21 protein-coding genes and 2 tRNA genes are annotated in these 20494 nt (G+C 61.8%); 12 read left to right on the forward strand and 11 right to left on the reverse strand.

Going from position 1 to position 20494, the window contains the following annotated elements; genetic code table 11:
- Positions 1 to 203: 203 nt before the first annotated feature.
- On the reverse strand, positions 204 to 530 hold the full coding sequence (locus EI28_RS00560) for a DUF5611 family protein (protein WP_048111820.1): 327 nt from the start codon (positions 528 to 530) through the stop codon (positions 204 to 206).
- A 59-nt stretch (positions 531 to 589) separates the two neighbouring features.
- Between EI28_RS00560 and EI28_RS00565 the strand changes: the two genes are divergently transcribed.
- The 4 genes from EI28_RS00565 to EI28_RS00580 all read left to right on the forward strand — a co-directional run bounded on the left by EI28_RS00565 (position 590) and on the right by EI28_RS00580 (position 2314).
- A complete protein-coding gene (locus EI28_RS00565) occupies positions 590 to 1303 on the forward strand; it encodes a proteasome assembly chaperone family protein (RefSeq protein WP_048111822.1) in 714 nt (237 codons plus the stop codon).
- 5 nt (positions 1304 to 1308) lie between these two features.
- A complete protein-coding gene (locus EI28_RS00570) occupies positions 1309 to 1698 on the forward strand; it encodes a DUF473 domain-containing protein (protein ID WP_048111862.1) in 390 nt (129 codons plus the stop codon).
- A 121-nt stretch (positions 1699 to 1819) separates the two neighbouring features.
- Positions 1820 to 1894, forward strand: a tRNA-Arg gene (locus tag EI28_RS00575).
- Between the two features lie 117 nt (positions 1895 to 2011).
- Positions 2012 to 2314: a YunC family protein gene (locus EI28_RS00580; protein WP_048111824.1), complete on the forward strand. Its 303-nt coding sequence runs from the start codon at positions 2012 to 2014 to the stop codon at positions 2312 to 2314.
- Positions 2315 to 2372: 58 nt separating this feature from the next.
- On the opposite strand, the gene metG is transcribed toward EI28_RS00580, so the two are convergent.
- Complete coding sequence (gene metG, locus EI28_RS00585; RefSeq protein ID WP_048111825.1) at positions 2373 to 4367, reverse strand: methionine--tRNA ligase; 1995 nt, start codon at positions 4365 to 4367, stop codon at positions 2373 to 2375.
- Between the two features lie 42 nt (positions 4368 to 4409).
- Between metG and EI28_RS00590 the strand changes: the two genes are divergently transcribed.
- Entirely contained in the window at positions 4410 to 5198 is a 789-nt protein-coding gene (locus EI28_RS00590; RefSeq protein WP_048111826.1) for a hypothetical protein, read from the forward strand.
- Here the strand turns inward: EI28_RS00590 and EI28_RS15365 are convergent.
- Both EI28_RS15365 and EI28_RS15370 read right to left on the reverse strand, forming a co-directional pair.
- Positions 5185 to 5652, reverse strand: coding sequence for a hypothetical protein (locus EI28_RS15365; protein WP_369792229.1), 468 nt, complete (start codon positions 5650 to 5652; stop codon positions 5185 to 5187). The genes EI28_RS00590 and EI28_RS15365 overlap by 14 nt on opposite strands.
- A complete protein-coding gene (locus EI28_RS15370; protein WP_369792230.1) occupies positions 5634 to 6158 on the reverse strand; it encodes a hypothetical protein in 525 nt (174 codons plus the stop codon). Before EI28_RS15370 ends, EI28_RS15365 begins: the two co-directional genes overlap by 19 nt.
- 117 nt (positions 6159 to 6275) lie before the next feature.
- Here EI28_RS15370 and EI28_RS00600 point away from each other — a divergent pair.
- From EI28_RS00600 to EI28_RS13865, 3 genes are all read left to right on the forward strand, one after another.
- Positions 6276 to 6349: transfer RNA gene (locus EI28_RS00600), tRNA-Phe, on the forward strand.
- A gap of 40 nt (positions 6350 to 6389) precedes the next feature.
- Positions 6390 to 7052, forward strand: a complete 663-nt coding sequence (locus tag EI28_RS00605; protein WP_048111863.1) for a phosphoribosylanthranilate isomerase — start codon at positions 6390 to 6392, stop codon at positions 7050 to 7052.
- Between the two features lie 83 nt (positions 7053 to 7135).
- Positions 7136 to 7279 carry a hypothetical protein gene (locus tag EI28_RS13865; protein WP_197018449.1) on the forward strand — a complete coding sequence of 48 codons (144 nt, stop codon included), beginning with the start codon at positions 7136 to 7138 and terminating at the stop codon, positions 7277 to 7279.
- A 525-nt stretch (positions 7280 to 7804) separates the two neighbouring features.
- On the opposite strand, the gene EI28_RS00610 is transcribed toward EI28_RS13865, so the two are convergent.
- Both EI28_RS00610 and EI28_RS14315 read right to left on the reverse strand, forming a co-directional pair.
- A complete protein-coding gene (locus tag EI28_RS00610; protein ID WP_048111827.1) occupies positions 7805 to 7978 on the reverse strand; it encodes a 4Fe-4S binding protein in 174 nt (57 codons plus the stop codon).
- Between the two features lie 75 nt (positions 7979 to 8053).
- Positions 8054 to 8293 carry a DUF5320 domain-containing protein gene (locus tag EI28_RS14315; protein WP_082223031.1) on the reverse strand — a complete coding sequence of 80 codons (240 nt, stop codon included), beginning with the start codon at positions 8291 to 8293 and terminating at the stop codon, positions 8054 to 8056.
- 246 nt (positions 8294 to 8539) lie between these two features.
- On the opposite strand from EI28_RS14315, the gene EI28_RS00615 reads away from it, so the two are divergent.
- Positions 8540 to 10888: a PAS domain-containing protein gene (locus EI28_RS00615; protein ID WP_052379627.1), complete on the forward strand. Its 2349-nt coding sequence runs from the start codon at positions 8540 to 8542 to the stop codon at positions 10886 to 10888.
- A gap of 466 nt (positions 10889 to 11354) precedes the next feature.
- Here the strand turns inward: EI28_RS00615 and EI28_RS00620 are convergent, their stop codons facing one another.
- Positions 11355 to 12599, reverse strand: coding sequence for a hypothetical protein (locus tag EI28_RS00620; RefSeq protein ID WP_048111865.1), 1245 nt, complete (start codon positions 12597 to 12599; stop codon positions 11355 to 11357).
- Between the two features lie 401 nt (positions 12600 to 13000).
- Between EI28_RS00620 and EI28_RS00625 the strand changes: the two genes are divergently transcribed.
- Positions 13001 to 13498: an Hsp20/alpha crystallin family protein gene (locus EI28_RS00625; RefSeq protein WP_048111830.1), complete on the forward strand. Its 498-nt coding sequence runs from the start codon at positions 13001 to 13003 to the stop codon at positions 13496 to 13498.
- A 22-nt stretch (positions 13499 to 13520) separates the two neighbouring features.
- On the opposite strand, the gene EI28_RS00630 is transcribed toward EI28_RS00625, so the two are convergent.
- The 3 genes from EI28_RS00630 to EI28_RS00640 all read right to left on the reverse strand — a co-directional run bounded on the left by EI28_RS00630 (position 13521) and on the right by EI28_RS00640 (position 17106).
- On the reverse strand, positions 13521 to 14849 hold the full coding sequence (locus EI28_RS00630; protein ID WP_048111832.1) for a glycosyltransferase: 1329 nt from the start codon (positions 14847 to 14849) through the stop codon (positions 13521 to 13523).
- A 103-nt stretch (positions 14850 to 14952) separates the two neighbouring features.
- A complete protein-coding gene (locus EI28_RS00635) occupies positions 14953 to 15363 on the reverse strand; it encodes a two-component system response regulator (RefSeq protein WP_048111834.1) in 411 nt (136 codons plus the stop codon).
- Between the two features lie 18 nt (positions 15364 to 15381).
- Positions 15382 to 17106 carry a PAS domain-containing sensor histidine kinase gene (locus EI28_RS00640; protein WP_231476504.1) on the reverse strand — a complete coding sequence of 575 codons (1725 nt, stop codon included), beginning with the start codon at positions 17104 to 17106 and terminating at the stop codon, positions 15382 to 15384.
- A gap of 289 nt (positions 17107 to 17395) precedes the next feature.
- Between EI28_RS00640 and EI28_RS00645 the strand changes: the two genes are divergently transcribed.
- The gene (locus tag EI28_RS00645) at positions 17396 to 18076 is read left to right on the forward strand and encodes a 2,5-diamino-6-(ribosylamino)-4(3H)-pyrimidinone 5'-phosphate reductase (protein ID WP_048111839.1); all 681 of its coding nucleotides are present in this window, start codon (positions 17396 to 17398) and stop codon (positions 18074 to 18076) included.
- 106 nt (positions 18077 to 18182) lie between these two features.
- On the opposite strand, the gene EI28_RS00650 is transcribed toward EI28_RS00645, so the two are convergent.
- On the reverse strand, positions 18183 to 18623 hold the full coding sequence (locus tag EI28_RS00650; RefSeq protein ID WP_231476505.1) for a hypothetical protein: 441 nt from the start codon (positions 18621 to 18623) through the stop codon (positions 18183 to 18185).
- Positions 18624 to 18904: 281 nt separating this feature from the next.
- On the opposite strand from EI28_RS00650, the gene EI28_RS00655 reads away from it, so the two are divergent.
- Positions 18905 to 20494 carry an FMN-binding glutamate synthase family protein gene (locus tag EI28_RS00655; protein ID WP_048111842.1) on the forward strand — a complete coding sequence of 530 codons (1590 nt, stop codon included), beginning with the start codon at positions 18905 to 18907 and terminating at the stop codon, positions 20492 to 20494.

Raw genomic sequence — 20494 nt, forward strand, 5'->3', positions numbered from 1 at the left:
TACGGAGCGTCGTTCCCCCAATGGCGATATCCCCACGGTCCAGTATGCCAAGCATTCTCATCATTTTGGTCACATACAACCGACAAGCAACGACATCAGAACGGCAGGACCACTCTACCTCGCTGCACCGAAAATTTGAATGAAAAATGCGGATTTACAGCCCGCAAAAAAGAAGAAACGCCCTGCCGAAGAGAAGAATCCGATTATTCCTTCCCCTTCACGGCCTTCTGGGCTTTCTTCGCCCGCTCTTTTGCCGTATACCCTGTCACCTGCTGGAGATAGTTGCGGAACCGGCGGTTGGTGTCGATGATCGTCTCGTCGTCGGCATCATTGCCCGCCTCGGTATCGACGATCAGGGTTTTGCCTCCCGTGCCCAGCCAGACCTCAAGGCGCAGGAGCGCTCCGTAGGAGATGATATAGTGGCCGTCCTCCGCCGCACGGGGTTCGATCCCGAACTGGTCGCGGAGACCCTGGATCATGGATTCTGCGAGTTGTTTCGTGTATCCGCGCTTGATCTGGTATTCCTGCATAATATTTTTAAGGGACATCCAGCTATGTTAAACTAATCCAGGAGTGAGTGATTGATCCCATGGACGATATAAAGGTCATATCCAGAGCGCTCGAGGGCGCCGAAAAAACAGTTCTGATCGGCTTTCCCGGGAGCGGGCTCGTCGGGAGTATTGCCCTGCAATATCTCGTCGAGCAGATGGAATTCGAGCAAATCGGGGCGATCACGAGCAAATACTTCCCGCCGGTCGCCCTTATGTCGAAGGGCGTGATTAACGCTCCCGTACGTCTCTACGAGAAGGATCACCTCGCCGCGGTCGTCTCCGACGTTCCCGTTCACCCGGCGATCTGCTACGAGGTGGCGAACGGTATCATGGACTGGCTCGCGCAGTTCGACATCAGGGAGGTCGTCACGATCGCAGGGATCATCACGAACGAGCCGGAAAAGAGGGTCTTCGGGGTCGCGACCAGCAGCGGGGTGCTGCAGCGCGTCGAAGAGAAGACGATCATCCTCCCGATGGGAAGCATCTCGGGCGTCGCGGCAAGCCTCCTCACGGAGTGCAAGACCCGGGGTATCCCGGGGATAGGGCTGCTCGGGGAGACGGTGAACACCCCTGACCCGCGGTCGTCCGCGGCCACGATCGAGGTCTTGAACCAGATCTACGGCCTCAGCCTGGACATCCAGCCGCTGCTCGAACAGGCGGTGGAGATCGAGGCGGCGATGTCCCAGATCGCCGAGCAGGTGCAGAAGACCGAGGCCACACCACGGAGAGAACAACTGCCGATGTACGGGTGATTGCCATGAAGTATGCAGCGTTAACCGGAATCTCGCCGTCGGTCATTGCCGAACTCAAGAGCGGCAAGGCCCGCACCCTCGAGCTGAACAGCGCCCACAACATCATCACGCTGACCGAGACCGCTCCCGGGGAGTGCATCTTCGTGACGTCGGTCAACGAGGAAGATCTCTCGCCAGGCGATCCGGGGATCATGGTCGATCTCCTCGCCCTCAACATCAGCATGAGGCGGATCGAGGTCGCCAACCCGTTCTTCTACGAGGAGCGGGAGCGGATGTCCGCCCGGATCAAGGTCCAGTTCCGGGGGATGACCATCGCCCGCGACGTGGAGGGGCGGAAGTGGGGGGACCCGACCAAGGTCGAGATCATCCGGTCGGCATGTTACCGGGCCGGATGATGCCCTCCCTTTAGTCCGAGGAACGGAACTTGAGCCCCGCCAGATCATATGACCGGAGCTTAAGCGCCGTCCTCAAAGGGTTAATAACTCCTCGCGTCCAAAATGTATGGGAATACCACAGGGGTCTGTGGCTTAGCCAGGACATAGCGCCGGGCTTCTAACCCGGATGCCGGGGGTTCGAATCCCTCCAGGCCCGTCGATTTTTTGATCCCATTTTCCGTAAGAGGAATACAGGCATCCGATCCACGGGATGCTCCTCGCCGCGTGCCGCAGAACCGCGGGGTTGATGCCGACATCCGGCCAATGACATCCCATGAAGCATGAAACGGTCAGACTGGCCGGAAAAGACGCCGACGGGTACGTCATACCCCTCGGCCCGGTAAACCTCGTGGCGGTGGTGACGGATGCGGGGATGGTCGGGTGCGGCGCGTTCGACGTCGATGCGCTTGAGAGGTTCGGCTACCCCGCAGCGCGTGTCAAACCCGCAGGAGGCGCATCCTCGATCGAGACCGTCGATGACCTCCTCCGCGGCGAGATCAAGGGGGCGAACAGGCATGCACGCGAGCGCGGCGTTGCCGTCGGCATGACCGGACGAGAAGCGCTCGGCCGTCTCTAGAACGTCCAGACCGATTCACGTTTTCAGGAAAAAAACAGGGTTGACCGGATCGAGCCGATCAACGGATTTTCGTCCCCGGCTTAACCGGCCGGAGGGGAACCAGGAGGGAGGCCTCGTCGCCGGCGGCGAGGATCATTCCCCTGCTCTCGACGCCGAAGATCTTTGCCGGGGCAAGGTTTGCGATCAGCGCCACGTCTTTCCCCACCAGTTCGTCGGGGGCGTAGAACTGGGCGATCCCGCTGACCACCTGGCGCTTCTCGCTTCCAAGGTCGACGACGAGCTTGTAGAGCTTCTTCGAGCCCTTGATCGGTTCGGCCGAGACGACCTTCGCTACCCGGATGTCGAGGTTTGCGAAATCCTCGATGGAAACGGTGGGCATCTTCGGTGCGGCCGCCTCCTTTGCCTGCTCCACCCGCAGATTAAGGGTCGCCTCTAGGACGGCGACCTGCTCCTTCTCGACCTTCGTAAAGAGGGTAGAGGGTTTTTCGAGCGGTCGTGCCCCCACCGGCTCCGTGGCCTCGGCGATCGGGTGATCTGCAACGTTGTCCTCGTAGCCGAGCATCGTCCAGGCCCGCTGCATCGCGTCGGGCATCAGCGGCTCGAAGACGAGGACGAGCGCTTTGACGATCTGGAGGCAGTCGGCGATCACCTGCTCTGCCGCGGCCCGGTCCTCCTTGATCAATTTCCAGGGGGCGTTGTTCTGGATGTAGGCGTTCCCGAACGATGCGAGCGTCATCATCGCATCGACGGCGTTCTTGAAGTCGTAGTCCCGCATCAGGGCGTCGATTCCGGCGAGCGACCGCTCGATCTCCTCGATGACCTCCGGCCGGGGGGCGAGGTCGGGCACGCCGGAAAACTCCTTCTCGGCGAAGTACATCGTCCGGTAGATGAAGTTCCCGAGCGTCCCGACGATCTCGTTGTTCACCCGCTCGGCGTAGACCTTCCAGGAGAAGTCGAGCTCCTTCGTGTGGTTCGTGTAGGAGAGGAGGTAGTAGCGGAGGTAGTCCGCCGGGAGACCCTGGTCGAGGTAGTCGTCGTTCGTCCAGACGACGTAGCCGCGGGACTTCGAGAACTTTTTGCCCTCGATCGTGACCATGCCGCTCGCGACCACCGCGTGCGGGAGGCCGTAGCCCGCCCCTTTGAGGAGCGCCGGCCAGAAGATGCAGTGGTGGTAGATGATGTCCCCGCCGATGAAGTGCGTGACGCGGGTATCGTCGCCGCACCAGTAGTCCTTCCAGTCGGCGCCGGCATTCTGTGCCCACTCTTTCGTGAACGATATGTAGCCGATGGGCGCGTCGACCCAGACGTAGACGACGAGGTCGTCGCGTCCGGGGAACTTGACGCCCCAGTCCAGCGTTCTGGTGATGCACCAGTCGTGCAGGAGCTCCTTCACCCACCCGAGGGCGTAGTTCCGGGCGGTGGACGTGCCCCGGAGATTGGGGAGATAGTCGAGGAGGAACTCGCGGAACGCCGAGAGTCTGAAGAAGTAGTGCTCCTGCTCACGGTACTCCGCCTTACCGCCGCAGATCTTGCAGATCGCGTCCTTGATCTCGCCGGGCTCCAGGTGCTGCCCGCACCCCTGGTCGCACTCGTCGCCCCGGGCGACCGCCCCGCAATGCGGGCAGATCCCCTCCACGTAGCGGTCGGGGAGGAACCGCTCGCAGTCCGGGCAGTAACTCTGGCTGACGGTCTCTGCGTAGACGTAGCCGTTCTCGATGAGCCGCTCGACGATCGAGCGGGTGGTCTCGTGGTTCATAGCGTCGTCGGTCATCCCGAACCGGTCGAAGACGACGTCCATCCGCCGGAACGTCTCGTAGAAGTGCTCGTGATACCGCTCCGAAAGGACACGGGGTGTCGAACCCTCCTGCTCGGCGCTGATCACGATCGGCGTCCCGTGGTTGTCGGAACCGCATACAAAGACGACCTCCTCCCCGGACCGGCGCATATACCGGACGTAAAAATCCGCCGGCACGTAGGTCCGCAGGTGCCCGATATGGCAGGGACCGTTCGTGTACGGGAGCCCGCACGTTACCAGCAACGGCTTACCACTCATCCTTATTTACTCTGGTTGCGATGCTAATAAAGATACCAGCGCATGGCACGACAGATTAGAATCCCGGTGAGGTCGTTCGGCTCCGAGGTCGGAACGCCTGCGGTTCCCGAACTCGCGGAGTGGCTGAAGGGGAAGAGAGGGGTGGTAGCGGATCTTACCACCTACCGGCTCGAACGTTCGCTCGACGTCCAGGAAGGCGTGGCGATACCGGCCGCAGGCGGCGTCTTCTACGGCGAGCGGTTGAGCGGGGCATTCCTCGGCATGGAGGACGGGGTGCTCGTCGGCGAACCGGGGATCGATCCGGCAGCCGTGGCCGACGATGCCCGATTCGTCAGGGCAAGACGCAAAGATGCATGGGTCGCCCTCCCCGCCCCCCGCATGCTCGGGTTTCGCGACGCCTGCATCGGGGAAGAGGAAGAGTTCTCCGAGACGATAGCGGACCTGTATGCTCGCCTTGCGCGGGAGATGCGGGATGCAGGCGTTCAGGGCCACGTTCTGGTCGCAGATGTGGCGGATGCGATCGAACTCGAGGTGCTTGCGGGGAGAAAAGTCCTCTTCTTCCCCAGAAACCCGGAGACCTTCGACCTGGAACTCCTGCTCGAATACCAGGACACCCTCGTCCTCCCTGCGGCCGCGCTCGACCGCGCCCCGGACCTGATGGACCGGTTCCGCGTCCGAAAGCTGATCCTGCTCGATGCGGAGGGAACGGATCTCGCGGCGGCCGCGGCCGAACTCGCCGACCCGGATATGCTCGAGGCGGGCGGCTACTGCGAGGACTCCTGTTCGGACTACTGGAAGAGCCTCGTCGAGCGGGCGCTCATTCCTCGATAGACTCCGCCTTCTCCGCCAGGCGGCGGTAGTGGCGGTTCCTCTTTATGAGCCAGAAGAGGAGCCGATCGGGGAGGGTGAAAGAGAACGTTCCTCCCGCCGCGTGGGGATGCCCGCCGCCGGAGAACTCCCGGGCGATGATATGGCTGACGGGGGGGACGGAACGGATGGATATCCGGCCGTTAGAGGAGACGATCACCTCGATCTCGGTGCCGAGTTCTTCGCGGATGGCGTGAGCGGTCTCGCTCGGGTAGCCGTAGAGGGGAGCGAACGCGATCCGGTAGCGGCCGTCCTCGATGATGGTGGTGTGCCGGATGCTCTTTTTGATGTCCCGCTCCATCTCCCGGACGATCTCGCTGTACTCGCTCTCAACCTTCGCGTCGACGATCGTTCCCCCGACAAGGTTGTCGCGGACGTACTCCCGCCAGCCCTTCCGCATCACCACCTGGCCGAGCATCTTCGACCGGGGGTCCTGGTGCTTCCAGAGGTCGTAGTCGCAGAGACCCGCGCGATCTCTTCGGCCACCGGATCACCGGGGGCGAGGTCGCGGGCGACGATCCCGGTCGCGCAGGTGGAAACGTCGACGTGGAGGAGGGTCGTCTTCTTCTCGACGGCACGGATCTCCTCGTCCTTCCAGCGATGGTGGTCGCGCCACTCGATTCGCCACCCGTTGGAGCGCGCCTTCGCCAGCCGCTGCTCGACACCCTGCTGGTAGCCGAGATCCGATATGCTGAGGAGGTCCCCCCGTCCCGGGGAACCGGCAACAGCGTCGAAGAGGGAGAGGAATTTGCCGACCGAAGACCAGACGGTGAAGACCTTCCCGTAGGTTCTCCGGTGAATGGCGTCGCTCCCGACGGCGTCGAGGTCGTTGTGCGTGAGGTGCACGACGTTCTCCGTCCTCCCGGAGAGCGCCTGCATGAGGTTTCCGCCCGGGGCATCCGGCTTTGGATCGCTTCCGCCCATTGTTCTTTATATCGGCGTACGACGTGATAAAAAGGCGGTTATGGGCCCGCTCCCGCCCCGCCGTCCCGGGGCAACACAGTATTTATTAGGAACGACCGACAACACTGTAAGGCAGAAGCCCCTGTAGCTCAGACTGGGAGAGCGCCAGACTGAAGATCTGGTTGTCCCCGGTTCAAATCCGGGCGGGGGCACTTCGAGCAACTTTTCTGATGTCGTTGTGAAGTGATCGCGATGCGTGTAAAATTCTGCGGAACTGCCAGCCTTGCGGATATGCGGTGCGCAATCGACGCGGGCTGCGACGCCGTGGGGTTCATCATGGGCGTAACCCACCAGAGCAGCGATTTCGTGACGGCGGCAGAAGCCGCGAAGATGGTACGCCGTCTCCCGCCGTTCGTCGAACCGGTCGCGGTCACCCACCTGCAGGAGACACAGGACCTTATCGGGCTGGTGAAAGAGTCGCGCTGCACGACGCTGCAGGTCCAGAACACCGTCGAACCCACCGAACTGGACGCCGTCCGCGACGCTCTCCCGTACGTAACGATCGTGAAGGCCGTTCACGTGACGGACGCATCGGCCGTCGCGGCGGCAAAACGCTACGAGCCTTACGCCGACGCACTCCTCCTCGACACCAGGACCCGGGAGAGGCTCGGGGGAACGGGGGTCCCTCACGACTGGAACATCAGCGCGGCAATCGTCGCAAACTCGGCAATTCCCGTCATACTTGCGGGAGGGCTTACGCCGGAGAACGTTCGGGAGGCGATACGGAAGGTCCGCCCCTACGGGGTCGACGTGCATACCGGCGTCAAGAAAGACGGTGTCCGCAACCCTGAGCGGACGCTTGCTTTTGCCCGCGAAGCGAGAAACGCCCTGCCGAACGCCGGGAACGAAAGGTAGATCCCCTCTCAACCGCCGGCATCGAGGGCACGAAGTGCCTGAACCGGCAGGACGGCTTCGATCTTCTCGTGCGAGAGATCATCATGATGGGGAAAGAGCGGGGCCACGAACTTTTCAGCCGCGACAACATGGTTCTCCGGGCCATCCCGGCAGGCAACGTCCAGAACACCAACACCTGCCTTTTCGCTCGCCGCTACAAGAACATATATATACTTGCGAACATATGAGTAATAATGGCGGGCGAGAGTACGCCCGCAAGGAGATGAATCATGCCAGGATTTGACGGTACAGGACCAGGAGGGCAGGGGCCGCTGACCGGCGGCGGGTTCGGCTATTGCAACCCCGCCGCACGGAGACAGTGGCCGCCCGTGTGGGGCCCCGTTGGGGGTTATCGCGTTCCGTACTCACCCTACCCGGGACCGGTCTACGGTCTCGGCCGCGGGGGGCTGCCACGCGGTGGCGGCCGTGGCCGCGGCTTCGGCGGGGGACGGGGCCGCGGTTGGCGGTGCTGGTAGCCACGGGCCGGCAGGGAGAACCCTGTCTGCACGCATCACCGGGATCCTCGCCGTGCTAACGGCACCAAACCCCTTCTTTCCCTACTCTTCCACTCATGCTCCATAACCCGGGACGGATCACCCGTACCCGGGTTTGAGTAACCGTGTTTGACCGCAACTGACCCTGCAGGTATAGCAGTCTGTGTAGAATCGCTTAAAAAAAGGTTTTTTCACCGGCTGGACTCTGCCCGGCCGGCACTACTCAAGACGTATGGCGCCTGACGGGCACTCGTCGACACAGGTTCCACAGTCGATGCAGAGCCCGGCGTCGATCTTTGCCTTCGCGTCTTCCATCCGGATTGCTCCGGCCGGGCAGGCATCCACACAGGTTTCGCACCCGGTGCAGAGTTCCGGATCGATAATTGCTGCCATGCTTACTGTACTCCGGCAGGCTCCGCGAGGGGCGGCCGGATGGCAATCCGGCCCACACCAGCTCGCATCAGGCGTTCACCACCGGCGCCCGCGTCCGCCGCCGAAGCCGCGGCCACGACCGCACCCGTACGGGATTCCGCCTCGCCCAAGGCCGTAAACAGGCTGCTGCTGGGCCGGAGCCTGCTGGGTGGTCTCGTTCGTTTCTCCGGCAGGGCTGCCCTCTGCCGGCGGCTGCGGCGGCAGGACACACCGGCCCATGCGCCGCCCGGTCATCGGCCCCATACCCTGGGGCCCGGTACCATCAAATCCTGGCATTGCTGTTCACCTCTGTTGTAACATATTACTCATATGCGCGAAAAGATATAAAGGTATCTATCTGTGCAGGGTATGCCCGATATATGAACAGACCGTAAAATCTTCATCCACAACCGTAAATACCGGCCTGTACGGGACTGCCTCCTTTTGGTACATCCCATGCCAAAGTTTACCGTCGATCAGGTTCCACCCCAGATACGCAGAACGGCCGAACCCACCATGTCATCCACACCTGCATCCGATGAAGTGCTCAACCCACGCGCCACCCTCGACGAACTCGAAGACGGCGTGCTCCTGCTCGACGCCGACAGGAGAGTGGTACGGATCAACCGGATCTTTCAAAGCCTTCTATCGCTGCCGGACAACAGGGATCTCACCGGGGCGGACGCGATGGCGCTCATCCGCACCCACCTCGCACCGCTCATCGCCGATCAGGAGGCAGCCGGGCGGCTGATCGCGGCGATCCGGGAAAGGAAGATAATCTCCGGGCTGGAATGCCGGATTGCTCCCGACAGGTGGGTGGCATGCTCGGTCCGGGTCCCGGATGGCGGCGCGGTGCTCCTCCTCGTCAGCGACATCACCGCGAGGAAGAAGAGCGAGGAGAACCACCGCCGTCTCGAACAGGAGCAGAGGCACTACCGGGAACTCTTCAAACTCGCCCCCGACGGCTACTTCGTCTGCGACCCGCAGGGAACGATCCTCGACGTGAACCGGGCGGGAGCCCTCCTCCTCGCAAAAGACCGGCAAACCCTGATCGGGACGGCCGGCGCCGATCACATCGTCCCGGGGAACAGGAAGGCCTGCCGTGACCTCGTCGCCCGATTCGAGGGCGGGGTCTCAGGCCCCCTGCGGGGGATCGAGGTCAGGATGCAGCCGGCGACCGGAGAGCCCATCCCCGTCTCCCTTTCCGCCACCGCCGTCCGGGACGACCGGGGCGGCCTTACGGAGATCCTGTGGCTTGTCCGGGACATCACCCGCAGGATTCAGGTGGACGCGGAGCGGGAGCGGCTGCTCGCCGAGAACCAGTCGCTCGCGGCCGACCTCGCGGCAGAACGCGACATCCTCCGGACGGTCATGGAGTACACCGACATCCACCTCGCCTACCTCGATCCCCATTTCCAGTTCGTTCGCGTGAACACCGCCTACGCAGAAGGTTCCGGGCATGCGAAGGAGGAACTTCTCGGCCGCAACCACTTCGACCTCTTCCCGAACCCGGAGAACCAGGCGATCTTTGAGCGGGTTCGGGATACCGGCGAGCCGTTCCGGATACACGCAAAACCGTTCGCGTACGTTGACCAGCCCGAACGCGGGACGACCTACTGGGACTGGAGTCTCGTGCCGGTGAAGGATGCCGCGGGAGGCGTCCTGGGGCTGGTGCTTTCGCTTGCCGACGTTACGGAACGGGTACAGGCAGCGGAAGAAGTCAGTGTCCGGAACAGGAGGCTCGCCGTCCTGAACGCGGTCATCACCGCCTCGGCATCCGGGTTCACCCTGGACGAACTGCTCGAAAACACGCTCGATGCGGCGCTCGACAACCTCGGGTTCGATGTCGGGTCGATCTACATGCTGGAGGAGGGAGACCGGATGCAGGCGACCGTCCGGTGCCACCGGGAGGTCTCCGAGTTCGCCCTGATGCATAACGGGAGGCTCAACGTCCGGCACTGGCCCTACAACCGGGTGTTCGTCGCGGGGCAACCGTGGTTCGCCGAGGGGACGGAAGATGCGCCCGGCCGGGATCTTGACGTGCTCGCGGACTTCGGCGTCGCTTCCCTGGCCTTCATTCCCCTCACCGCCGAATCCTCCGTCGTCGGGGCGCTCGTGCTCGGGAGCACCGCCGCACCGGAGATCCCGCAGGAAACCCGGCGGGTTCTCGAAGCGATCGGCCGCGAGGTCGGGAGCGGGGTTCTTCGTGGGATGCTCTACTCACGGCTCGAGGCGGCGAACCGGGAGGCGAACCTCTACCTGGATATCCTCACCCACGACATCAAAAACGCCGACAACATCGCAAACATCTACGCCGAACTGCTCGGCGAGACGCTCGCCGGGGAGGAGCGGGAGTACCTGCAGAAACTCCGGGCCGGCATCAGAAAGAGCATCGAGATCACGGCGAACGTCGCCACGATCCGCAGGATCCGCGAGAGCCGGACGGCGCGTCGCCCGGTCGACCTCGACCGGGTGATCCGGGAAGAGATCGCGCACCATCCGGATATACGCATCGTGTATGAGGAACCGGGCGTGACGGTACTCGCCGACGACCTCCTGCCCGAACTCTTCACGAACCTCATCGTCAACGCCGCAAAACACGGCGGGCCGGATGTCGAGGTCACCATAACCGTCGAGGATGCCGAAGAGGACGGGTTTCTCCTCGTCACCGTCACCGACACCGGCCCGGGGGTTCCGGACGAGGCGAAGAAAGCCATATTTTCCCGGTTCGAGCAGGGGAAGGGCCGGGAGAGCGGCCAGGGTCTCGGCCTCTCGATCTGCCGGATGCTTGTTGCACGCTACGGCGGCAGGATCTGGGTCGAGGACCGGGTGCCGGGCCGCCCTGAGGAGGGGGCGGCGTTTGTGTTCACGCTCAGGGAGGCCAGGGGGTAACGGCGAACTACCGGCACCAGATATGTAGCGGGTGGTGCATAAGATCCTCCGGGCCATCGCAAGTTGTGTGAGGCAAACAGGGCAGAGACAACAGTATACTCTTCCGCGGAAGAGGTAAGCCGCACAGCAGCCCGAAGGTTCGGGCCGTCAAGCAAAAAAGGGCCCTGTTGAAATGCTTTCCACAACCCCTGGATAACACTCGGTTGCCGATAGAGGCGGGTGATGTGGGTCTCACGCGAAGTGCGAGCGCAGCGAGCTTGAGCACCGTAGGTGCGAGCCGCGACTGTCCACAGGACGGGAGCGTGAGAAGCCGTAGGCTTCGAGCCGCGAAGTCGCGAAGGGAGACAGTCAATACCCATCCAGACTTCGCGTTCTTCGCGCCTTCGCGTGCGTCGGTGAGACATGGATTATCCGGAGATAATTCATCCTCCGGGAGAGGGTTTCAACAAAACCCAAAAAAGGGACCTTATCGGGCAGGCACCGCTGCCATGCCCTTCTCGACCCGGCGGGCGGCCTCCTGCTTGACCTTCCGGATATTCTCCGCCTGGTCGCGCTCTGCAAGGCTCGGGCCCGCTTTGCCGACAACCTCCTCGCTCGGCACACCCTTTGCGTTCATGACGCGCAGGTAGCCGAAACTCGCCCAGCTGTCCGGGAGGTCGCGCATCCGCACGAACTCCATGTTGTGGGGCGCAAGGTCGAGCTGGTTGTCGATGACACTGTTGACGTAGTCCTTGTTCTCCTCGAAGACGACCAGGGGCTCGATGACGTCGGCCTTCACGATATCCATGATATCACGCCCCTCGACCTTCTGGATCAGCCGTGCACACTCATCGAAGTGCGCGACCTCCATCTTCATGAACTTCTCCCAGATCCCCTTGATCCTCGGGTCGCTCTCGGTCTGGGCACAGGAATAGTAGAGGTAAGCCTCATTGAGCTCCATCATCGCCATCTTCTCAAGCATCGTCTCGTTCGGGTCGCCGAGCAGCCCGTACTGGGTCACGTGCTGCTCCTCAATCTCCGCGATCTCGGCGTAGAGCTGTCGTGCGATGTCGTCGGGATACATGAACCCGTGCGACCGGTAGAAGAGCATCGTCTGCTGCTCGCCTGCGGTGATCGTGATGTAGTTCATCTTCGTCTTGATGTCGGCCGTATCCTTGTCGTAGTGTTTGCGCATCGAGTCGTCGGGGTGGCGGTGCTCGATGCTCGTCGGCCGGCCCGGCTTGACCTCGGTCTTGCCCTGGACGATCGAGTCGGGGTCGCCGCCCTCGATGTAGTCGTAGAGGCAGCTGTAGCGGTAGAGATGGTCGAAGTCCTCGAGCAGCGCAAAGTCCAGCGTCTGCTTCACGTACGGGTCGGGCTCGTTCTTTGCCAGGTTCGCGGTGAGGTCGACCGCCACCTGCTCGTAGCCGAGGGTGGTCTCGATGACCGACTGGTCCGCCGGGTTGAGCCAGTTGATCGTCTCCTGCTGCTGGGAGTCGATCCGCCGCATCAGGGCCATCGACTTCTTCACCTCGGGATCGGGGTGCATCCGCTCGATCGCATGCGACATCAGGACAGCGTTGTTCTCGATACCGTTCATGAGGATGATCCGGGTCCGGGTGTAGGCGTCGACCGCCTTTTTGTCGTACGGGGCCGGAACCATATCCTTCCAGTTCATGGGCTGCTCTTCGATAGGCATGCCTTCCATCTCGAATGGTTTGAATTGCGCCATCTCGTCTTCCTCCATAACCCCCGCATATCCATCGGCACGGGCATCTCCGGCAGTACGGCGGTACGGGCGGTGAACCTTGCGGTCCCCCCGCACCCCGGAAAACCGGGGGGTTGCTCCCCATGCCGGTCACTCCACAAAAACCTAACGGCCGGCAAACGAGGGCATAAAGAACGTTTTTTTTGGCCGTATCGACAGCACTCCCGACGACAGCCCCGGATTATCCGGCCCGGCACCGGCCCGGGGTGCCGGGAAGACCGCAACGTATACATCGCCGGAGGCGTGGCTGCAAGAGAAGGCGACCCCGGTACCCGGGTACAAAACGTTAAGTATGCGAGCTCAAGAGGGGGCGGCGGATGGCGACCGGCCATCCGACAGCAACCGGACTGCAGGAGGCAAGGACCATGACAGGGAGAGAAGACGACCCTTCCGGCCCCGGGCGGCGGCAGGATGGGGATCAGAGAACGGACAACCGGGAAGGCGGGTTTGACAGAACCCCCGGGAGCGGGAAGAGAGGCGGGCTGCCGCCGGTCTCACGCGGCGGGAGCCGCGACTTCCCGGGCCTCACCGCAGACTTCCGGGTCGACATTCTCGAACACGGCGACGAGGTGATCGTCGTTGCGGAACTGCCCGGCGCGAAAGAAGACGAGATCCGGATCAACCTCCTAAACCCCCAGACCCTGCGAATAACGGCGAGGCGCGCCGGGCCGGTTGAAGAGGAGCAGGAGACTTACTACATCCACGAACGCGGAGAAGGCACCCTGAGCCGGATGATACGCCTGCCCGCGAGCGTGACGGCAGAAGACGCCGGGACCGGGTTCAAGAACGGCGTTCTCGAAGTGCGCCTGAAGAAGAGGGGGGGACTGTCCGGGCCCGGCGGCAAAAAGATCCCCATCGAGTGACGGCGGCCGGAGCGGGCAGGCATCAATGCCGGGCCGCGCACCCGGCCATCCTGGTCGTCACCACCTGCGGGTGGTAGCAGATGACGCTGTCCCGGGCGGTGATCCTGCCGTTGACCACCTGGTCGATGACGGTGAGGTGATCCTGCACGCCCCGGGTGAGGAGATAGTACTCCCGCACGAACTCCTTGCCCCGTGCGCCCATCTCGTGGGCCAACTCCGGGTTCCGGAGGAGATGGAGGATCCGGTCGGCGGTCTCCTGGACCGTCGAGACCAGGTAGCCGTTCCAGCCGTCGCGGATCTGGAGCGGTATGCCGCCGACGCTCCCGGCGACGACCGGCTTCTCTTTCCAGAGCCCTTCGGTCACCGTCAGCCCGAATCCCTCTTTGATGGACTTCTGGACGATCACGTTCGACGCCCGCTGGAGCGCGTTGATCTCGCGGTGGCTGTCCGGCGGGAGATCGAGGATATGGATATCGGGATCGTCCTCGGCCGTCTCGCGGACCTCACGCAGGACGATGAAACACTCCGGGTCGTCGCACGCCCGGCCGCCGACGAGGACGAGCTGGCAGGGCATCTTCTGCCGGACCTTTTTGAACGCCTGGATAACGCCGACCGGGTCTTTGAAGACATCGTACCGGGAGACCTGGGTGACGATCGGCTTTTCCGGGTCGATACCGTATTTCGCGAGGGTTGCGTCGATCTCGGATGAGGGGAGGTCGCGGTTCTTCTCGGATAGGGGGTCGATGAACGGCGGGATGATGAAACTCGGCACGTTCCAGAGAGGAAGATACTGGAAACTGGAGAATACCCCGGCGTGATACTTCTCGACCAGCCTTCGCAGGATGTTGCCGATGCTCCCGACGGTCGTGGTGGGTACCGTCTCCAGCTGGACATGACACCGCCAGAGCAGCCTCTTTCGCTCGAGCTCCCGGTTCGTCAGGAACTCAACGAGGCCGAGCGGCTGGGGATCGTGGATGGTCACGACATCGAAATCGTCCTCGATCAACCCGTCGTTCTGCCGCTGGGCCTCCCAGTAGGTCTCGATCATCGCCGGCGAAAAACCGCCCCCCCGGCCCTGGAGGAAGTTGTGGAGCGTCTTTGTCACGTCGAAGAACGCCGGTTCGGCTTCCATGATGCTCCAGATCGTCTCGAGGCCGAGCGCGTTGAGAAACGGAACGTATGAGATCAGGATCTCCGAGACGCCGCCTCCGTAGCGAGTCGAGTTGATCTCCTGGATCTTGACACCGGAGAGACGCCCGGCAAGTTCCTCGATCGCCGAAAACTGCCTTGTGCCCACGATTCGCTGGTATTCCCTGAGGGAGGGATACCCGGGGAGATCCGTAACGATCATGAGAGGAACACTACCCGGTAATACGCACCCAACCGATAAAATGCCTTTCGGTGGGAGATGTGCAAAGCCGCGAGGATGCCGTGGGGATGCGTGCTAAAAGAGGTCACTCGCTTTTGATCTCGAGGGTACGGCGAGCGTCGTCGTCCGTGTGAGAAGAGGCGTCCCGGGGAAGGGCCCTCTCCAGGGCAGCCTTCAACTCGGCAAGAGAGATGGGCTTTTCCAGGACACCGACGATATCGTCCGCGTATCTCGAATACTCCTCCGGCCAGACATGTTTTGCAGTGAAGAGCAAGACCGGGATATCCTTGTATTCGTCATTCCGTTTTAGTTCTTCCAGGAACTGCCATCCGTCTATGGGAGACATCATCACGTCGAGAATGATGAGCGCGGGCTTCTCTTTCTTAATTGCCCGCAGGGCATCCCATCCGTTGTGAACCAGGAGCGGTTCGCGGTTGATCTTTTTGAGCAGCAGCTCCATTACTTCCAGCGTCGGCAGGTCGTCGTCAACGACCATAATCTTGTTTCCCAAAACTCATACCTCCCTTGGTATCCTGATGGTGAAGGTGCTCCCTTCGCCCACCTCACTCGTCACCGTTATATCCCCCCCATGCAGCAGGACATACTTGTTTGCGATCGAGAGCCCAAGGCCGGTGCTGCCGCCTTCGCGATCCTGTCTGGCGTCTCCGATGTAGAACGGCTCAAAGATCGATTCGATAATATCCCCGGGGATACCGATGCCATTATCACACACCATAATATAATGGTTCTCATTTGATCTCGTATAGCGGATCCATACTTTCTCTGGCGGTTCATTATACTTAACGGCATTCGATACCAGTCCTGCCACCGCCATGGAAAGCCTATCGGGATCTCCCAGGATATGGACGTTATCAGGTATTTCGTTACAAATCCGGGCACTATGTTCGTATCCCCCTTCCGAGACGGCGGTGTCGACAAGCTCGCGGAGCGGTACGTCCTGAACGGTCAGATCGACGTAGTCCATCGTGAGCAGACTGAGCTCGACCACCCTCTCCACCACCGCCTGCTCCTGGTCGGCACACTCAAGGCAGGTCCTGAGGGCCGCCTCCGTATCCTTCGTGAGGCCGTAATAACCGGGATCTTCGACGATCATCCGGAGATAACCGACGAGCGGCTGCAACGGGGTGCGTAATTCGTGGGCAAGCCTGGTGACGAGCTCCTTCCACTGTTCAACCTCCCAGGAGAGCTGCCTGCACGCAAGCCTCTGCCGCCGCACCTCGGTGGTGTCCCGTGCCGACCCCACGATGCCGGCGAACGCGCCGTCCACCCCGTTATACGGTGCGATTGTAACGGAGAAGGTATGCCGGGCGCCCGCTATCTCCAGGTCGAGGTCATAACAGGCGTTCTTCTGCTCCGCGATCACCTTCCGGATCTGCTCCATGTTCTGCGCGGCAAGGTCGGCGGGCAGGAGGGTGTCCACACCCTTCCCGACGATCTCTTCGGGAGAGATCCCGTACTCGGGCGCACGAACCCAGGAGAAGTGCAGGATGCAGCCCGCGGCATCCTGCATGAAGAAGATATCGTTTGTCTGCCGGATGAGTTCCATCAGTCGCCCGTTCGACCGGACGAGTTCATCGTTCTCGCCGAGAAGCCTGCCGGTGTCCACAACCGTGCATTCGAAGAGGTTCTCGGGGGCAAGGGCCCTGCAGGAGAGAAGAACTCTCCTCGCATCGCCGTTCTGCGCATAAAAAGTCATCTCCACGTTTCCGACGTAGCCTTCCCGCTTCATCTCCTCGATGAACCGGATCTTGCCGGATTCATCCGCCCAGAACGCCTCTGCCGGGATACCGACGAGTTCCCGGGGCGCGTAACCGAGCATATCGGCACACTTCCTGCTGGCGCAGACAACACGGAGAGTCTCAGGGTCGCAGAGGAACCTTGCGTCCCGGGTATCCTCGACGATCCGCCTGCACCGGGAGGCGGCCAGGTGAGCATCCTGCGAAAAGAGAGTTGTGGCCCCAAAGACCCAGAAGAAGATCATCGTGTGCAGCCCCGTCATCACGGGATCGACGGCAAAGCCGAGTGCCGAGAGGTGCACCCGGATGATCACGAACCCGGCAACAAGGAGCGCGGTCGCCCTGAATGCCTGCCGGGGGAACCAGAGAGCGGCAAGGATTATCGGGATGCAGTAAATGAGGGGGCAGAAGACCTGAGCGCTCACCGGCGTAGCCGCCGTGAGCATGAGCGACACCGCCGAGAACGATACCAACACAATCATCTTGACGATATCCGTCCCGGTAAAAAGGTCCTGTCGAAAACATCTCAAGAGGCTCCGGTTCGGGGGCATAGGCAATACAGAGAGTATCCCGGGAAATGTATATAAGCAATTCGGAATCATCCGGCCTATAAACAGTAGCATTTCAGAAAAACAAGTGCAATAATTTGATATTTTCAGGCAGATGCCGAATATACTTCAATCCGCGAAGAGGGGGACGGCGGGAACTTCTGCGGGCTCGATATCTCCCGAAAAGAGAGCATATATGAAGATCGGCGTGTAACCCTAGATTATGCGCCCGTTTGTCTTCGTCAACATCGCCATGAGCGCTGACGGGAAGATATCGACGAAAGAGCGGCGACAGGTGAGAATCTCGGGTAACGAGGATTACTTGCGGGTCGATCGGATCAAAGCGGAGAGCGATGCCATCATGGTCGGCATCGGCACGGTGCTCGCCGACAACCCCTCCCTCACCGTCAAGTCCCCGGAACTCCGGGCCGAAAGAAAGGCGGCCGGAAAGGACGAGAACCCCATCCGCATCGTGGTGGACGGCGGAGGAAGGACGCCCCCGGACGCGGATATCCTTCACAAAGGAGGCGGGAAGCGTATCGTCGCCGTTTCAGAGAAGGCACCCCAGAACGCCGTGGCGAACCTTCGGCAGTACGCCGGCGTCGTCGTCGGCGGCGAAGAGGCCGTCGACCTTCGCGGCCTGCTCGAAGAACTGCACCGGCAGGGCGTCCGGCGCCTGATGGTCGAGGGAGGCGGGACGCTGATCTGGACACTTTTTGAGCAGGGGCTCGTCGACGAACTCCAGGCGTTCGTCGGCAACATTGTCATCGGCGGGAAGGACGCCCCCACACCTGCCGACGGCGCCGGTTTTCTCCGGGAGGAAGACTTTCCCCGGCTGCGGCTCATCGAAGCCGTCCGGCTCGACGACGGCCTGCTCGTGCGGTGGGAAGTGGAGAGAACGTGAGGCAGGGAAAAAACCGCTCGATAACTTTTTAAAAAATAAAAAAACGAAGCCCGATCGCCTTTCCGAACATGCTTCAGGCCGGGCGATCGAAAAAAGGTTGTTTTGATCAGGGTACTTCCACGATCTGGTCTTCGACCTTGAAGGTGCCTCCCGTGACGAAGGATACGGTTATCTCAATCCGGTTCTCGCCTTTCGCTTGCTGGATGACAATCTCGTCGCCGCGGATCGGCTCCAGGGTGTCGGTGATGACTTCCCCGGTCGACTTGGTCACGCGCACGTCGATATGCGTCACGTAATCCTGCCCCTTACCGCCGCCGAAGGTGATGGTGAGGTCATGCGTGAACCGGGAGGGATATCCCGGCTCGATCCCGAACGCAACCTCCTTTCCCGGCGGCGCCGTCTGCGTCGGGCCGGGCGTAAGCGAGACCGCGGTCGTCGTGGCCACGGGCGTCTCCCCGACCGTCGCCGTCGCCCTCGGGGTTGTGGGGTCGGCGGGGTCGCCCGAGCCGGTGCAGGCGGCAGAGAGCGAAAATGCAAGCAGGAGCACAATCAGAGTTGACAGCAACCTGAAGTTCATAAAGCATTCATGCACACCAAGGTATTTCACCCTTTCGCCACGCTCGCGGCATGCCGTAGATACGAGGATATAAATAGCCTATGATGCTGCCGGCCCGGCGGCGCGCCCCGGGGAAACCGCATCGGACCGAAGAGAAAAGGAACGGGGGGCAACGAGATTTCAATCGGGTATTGGAACGGCAGGTTCGCGGATCAGAAAGATTTATACGTGTTGGAAGGAACCTTCTATCCACATTTGAGAAGGTGCAACCGATGAATCTGCGAAGACCAAACGCTAACGATGCGACGGGAACGACAAACCGCTCCCGGGACGTCGTTCCGATGTCCGGTATCTGCAGCCGGTGCGTCGACGGGTGCAAAGGATCCTGCGAGATCTGGCTCTCATCGTTCCGGGGCAGAGAAGTGCTCTACCCCGGCCCGTTCGGTGAGATCACGGCCGGGGCGGATAAAGACTATCCAATCGACTACTCGCACCTGAATATCCAGGGCTACGCCCGGGGCGCAAAAGGAATGGCGGAAGGCGTCGAGGCGAATCCCGACACCGCCGTCTTTCAGGACGTCGATACCCGGACCGAGTACGGCTGGGAGATCAAAGTGCCGATGCGGGTTCCGATCTTCACCGGAGCGCTCGGGTCGACCGAGATCGCCCGGGCGAACTGGGAGCACTTCGCCATAGGAGCGGCAATATCCGGCATCACGCTCGTCTGCGGAGAGAACGTCTGCGGCGTCGATCCGGAACTGGTGCTCGATCACAACGGCAAGGTCACCAGATCGCCCGAGATGGATCGCCGGATCGAGTCCTACAGGAAGTTCAAAGACAGTTACGGCGAGCTCCTGGTGCAGCTGAACGTGGAGGACACGAGGCTCGGAACCGCGGAGTACGTCGCGTCGAAGCATAACCTTGAGACGATCGAACTGAAGTGGGGCCAGGGGGCAAAGTGCATCGGCGGCGAGATCAAAGTCGGCAGCCTCGACCGGGCGAACCAGCTCAAAGACCGCGGGTATATCGTCCTCCCCGACCCGGGGGTTCACGAGGTGCAGGCGGCCTTCCAGGACGGCGCCATAAAAGAATTCGAGCGGCACTCCCGTCTCGGTTTCGTCACCCGGGAAGAGTTCCTCGAGGAAGTCGACCGGCTTCGCGATATCGGATTCAAGCGGGTCACCCTCAAGACCGGCGCCTACTCGGCCGTCGAACTCGCGATGGCAATCCGCTATGGAGCCGAGGCGAAGATCGACCTCCTCACCATCGACGGTGCGCCCGGGGGTACGGGGATGAGCCCCTGGCCGATGATGAACGAGTGGGGCATTCCGACCTTCTACATCGAGTCGCTTGCCTACCAGTTCGCCGAGAGGCTCCGGGAGCGGAGCATCCGGGTCCCGGACATCGCCATCGCCGGCGGGTTCGCGGACGAGGCCAATGTCTTCAAGGGGATCGCCATGGGAAGCCCCTACGTCAAGGCGGTCTGCATGGGCCGCGCTCTGATGATCCCCGGCATGGTCGGGAAGAACATCGAGAAGTGGCTTGAGACCGGCGAGATCCCCAGGACCGTCTCGAAGTACGGCAGCACCGTCGAGGAGATCTTCGTCTGCTACGAGGAACTCAAGGAGAGATACCCTGGCCGGATAGGCGAGATCCCGCTCGGAGCAATCGGGATCTACACCTACGCCCAGAAGTTCAGAACGGGGCTCCAGCAGATTATGGCCGGAAGTCGGAACTTCAGCCTCAAGACGGTCGGCCGGAACGACCTGATGGCCCTGACCGAGGAGGCGGAAGCGGTCTCGGGCATCCCGTACGTGATGCGGGCTTACCGCGACGCTGCCGAGGCGATCCTCGACTCGTAA

This window comes from Methanoculleus sp. MH98A, assembly GCF_000691865.1.
Taxonomy (GTDB): domain Archaea; phylum Halobacteriota; class Methanomicrobia; order Methanomicrobiales; family Methanoculleaceae; genus Methanoculleus.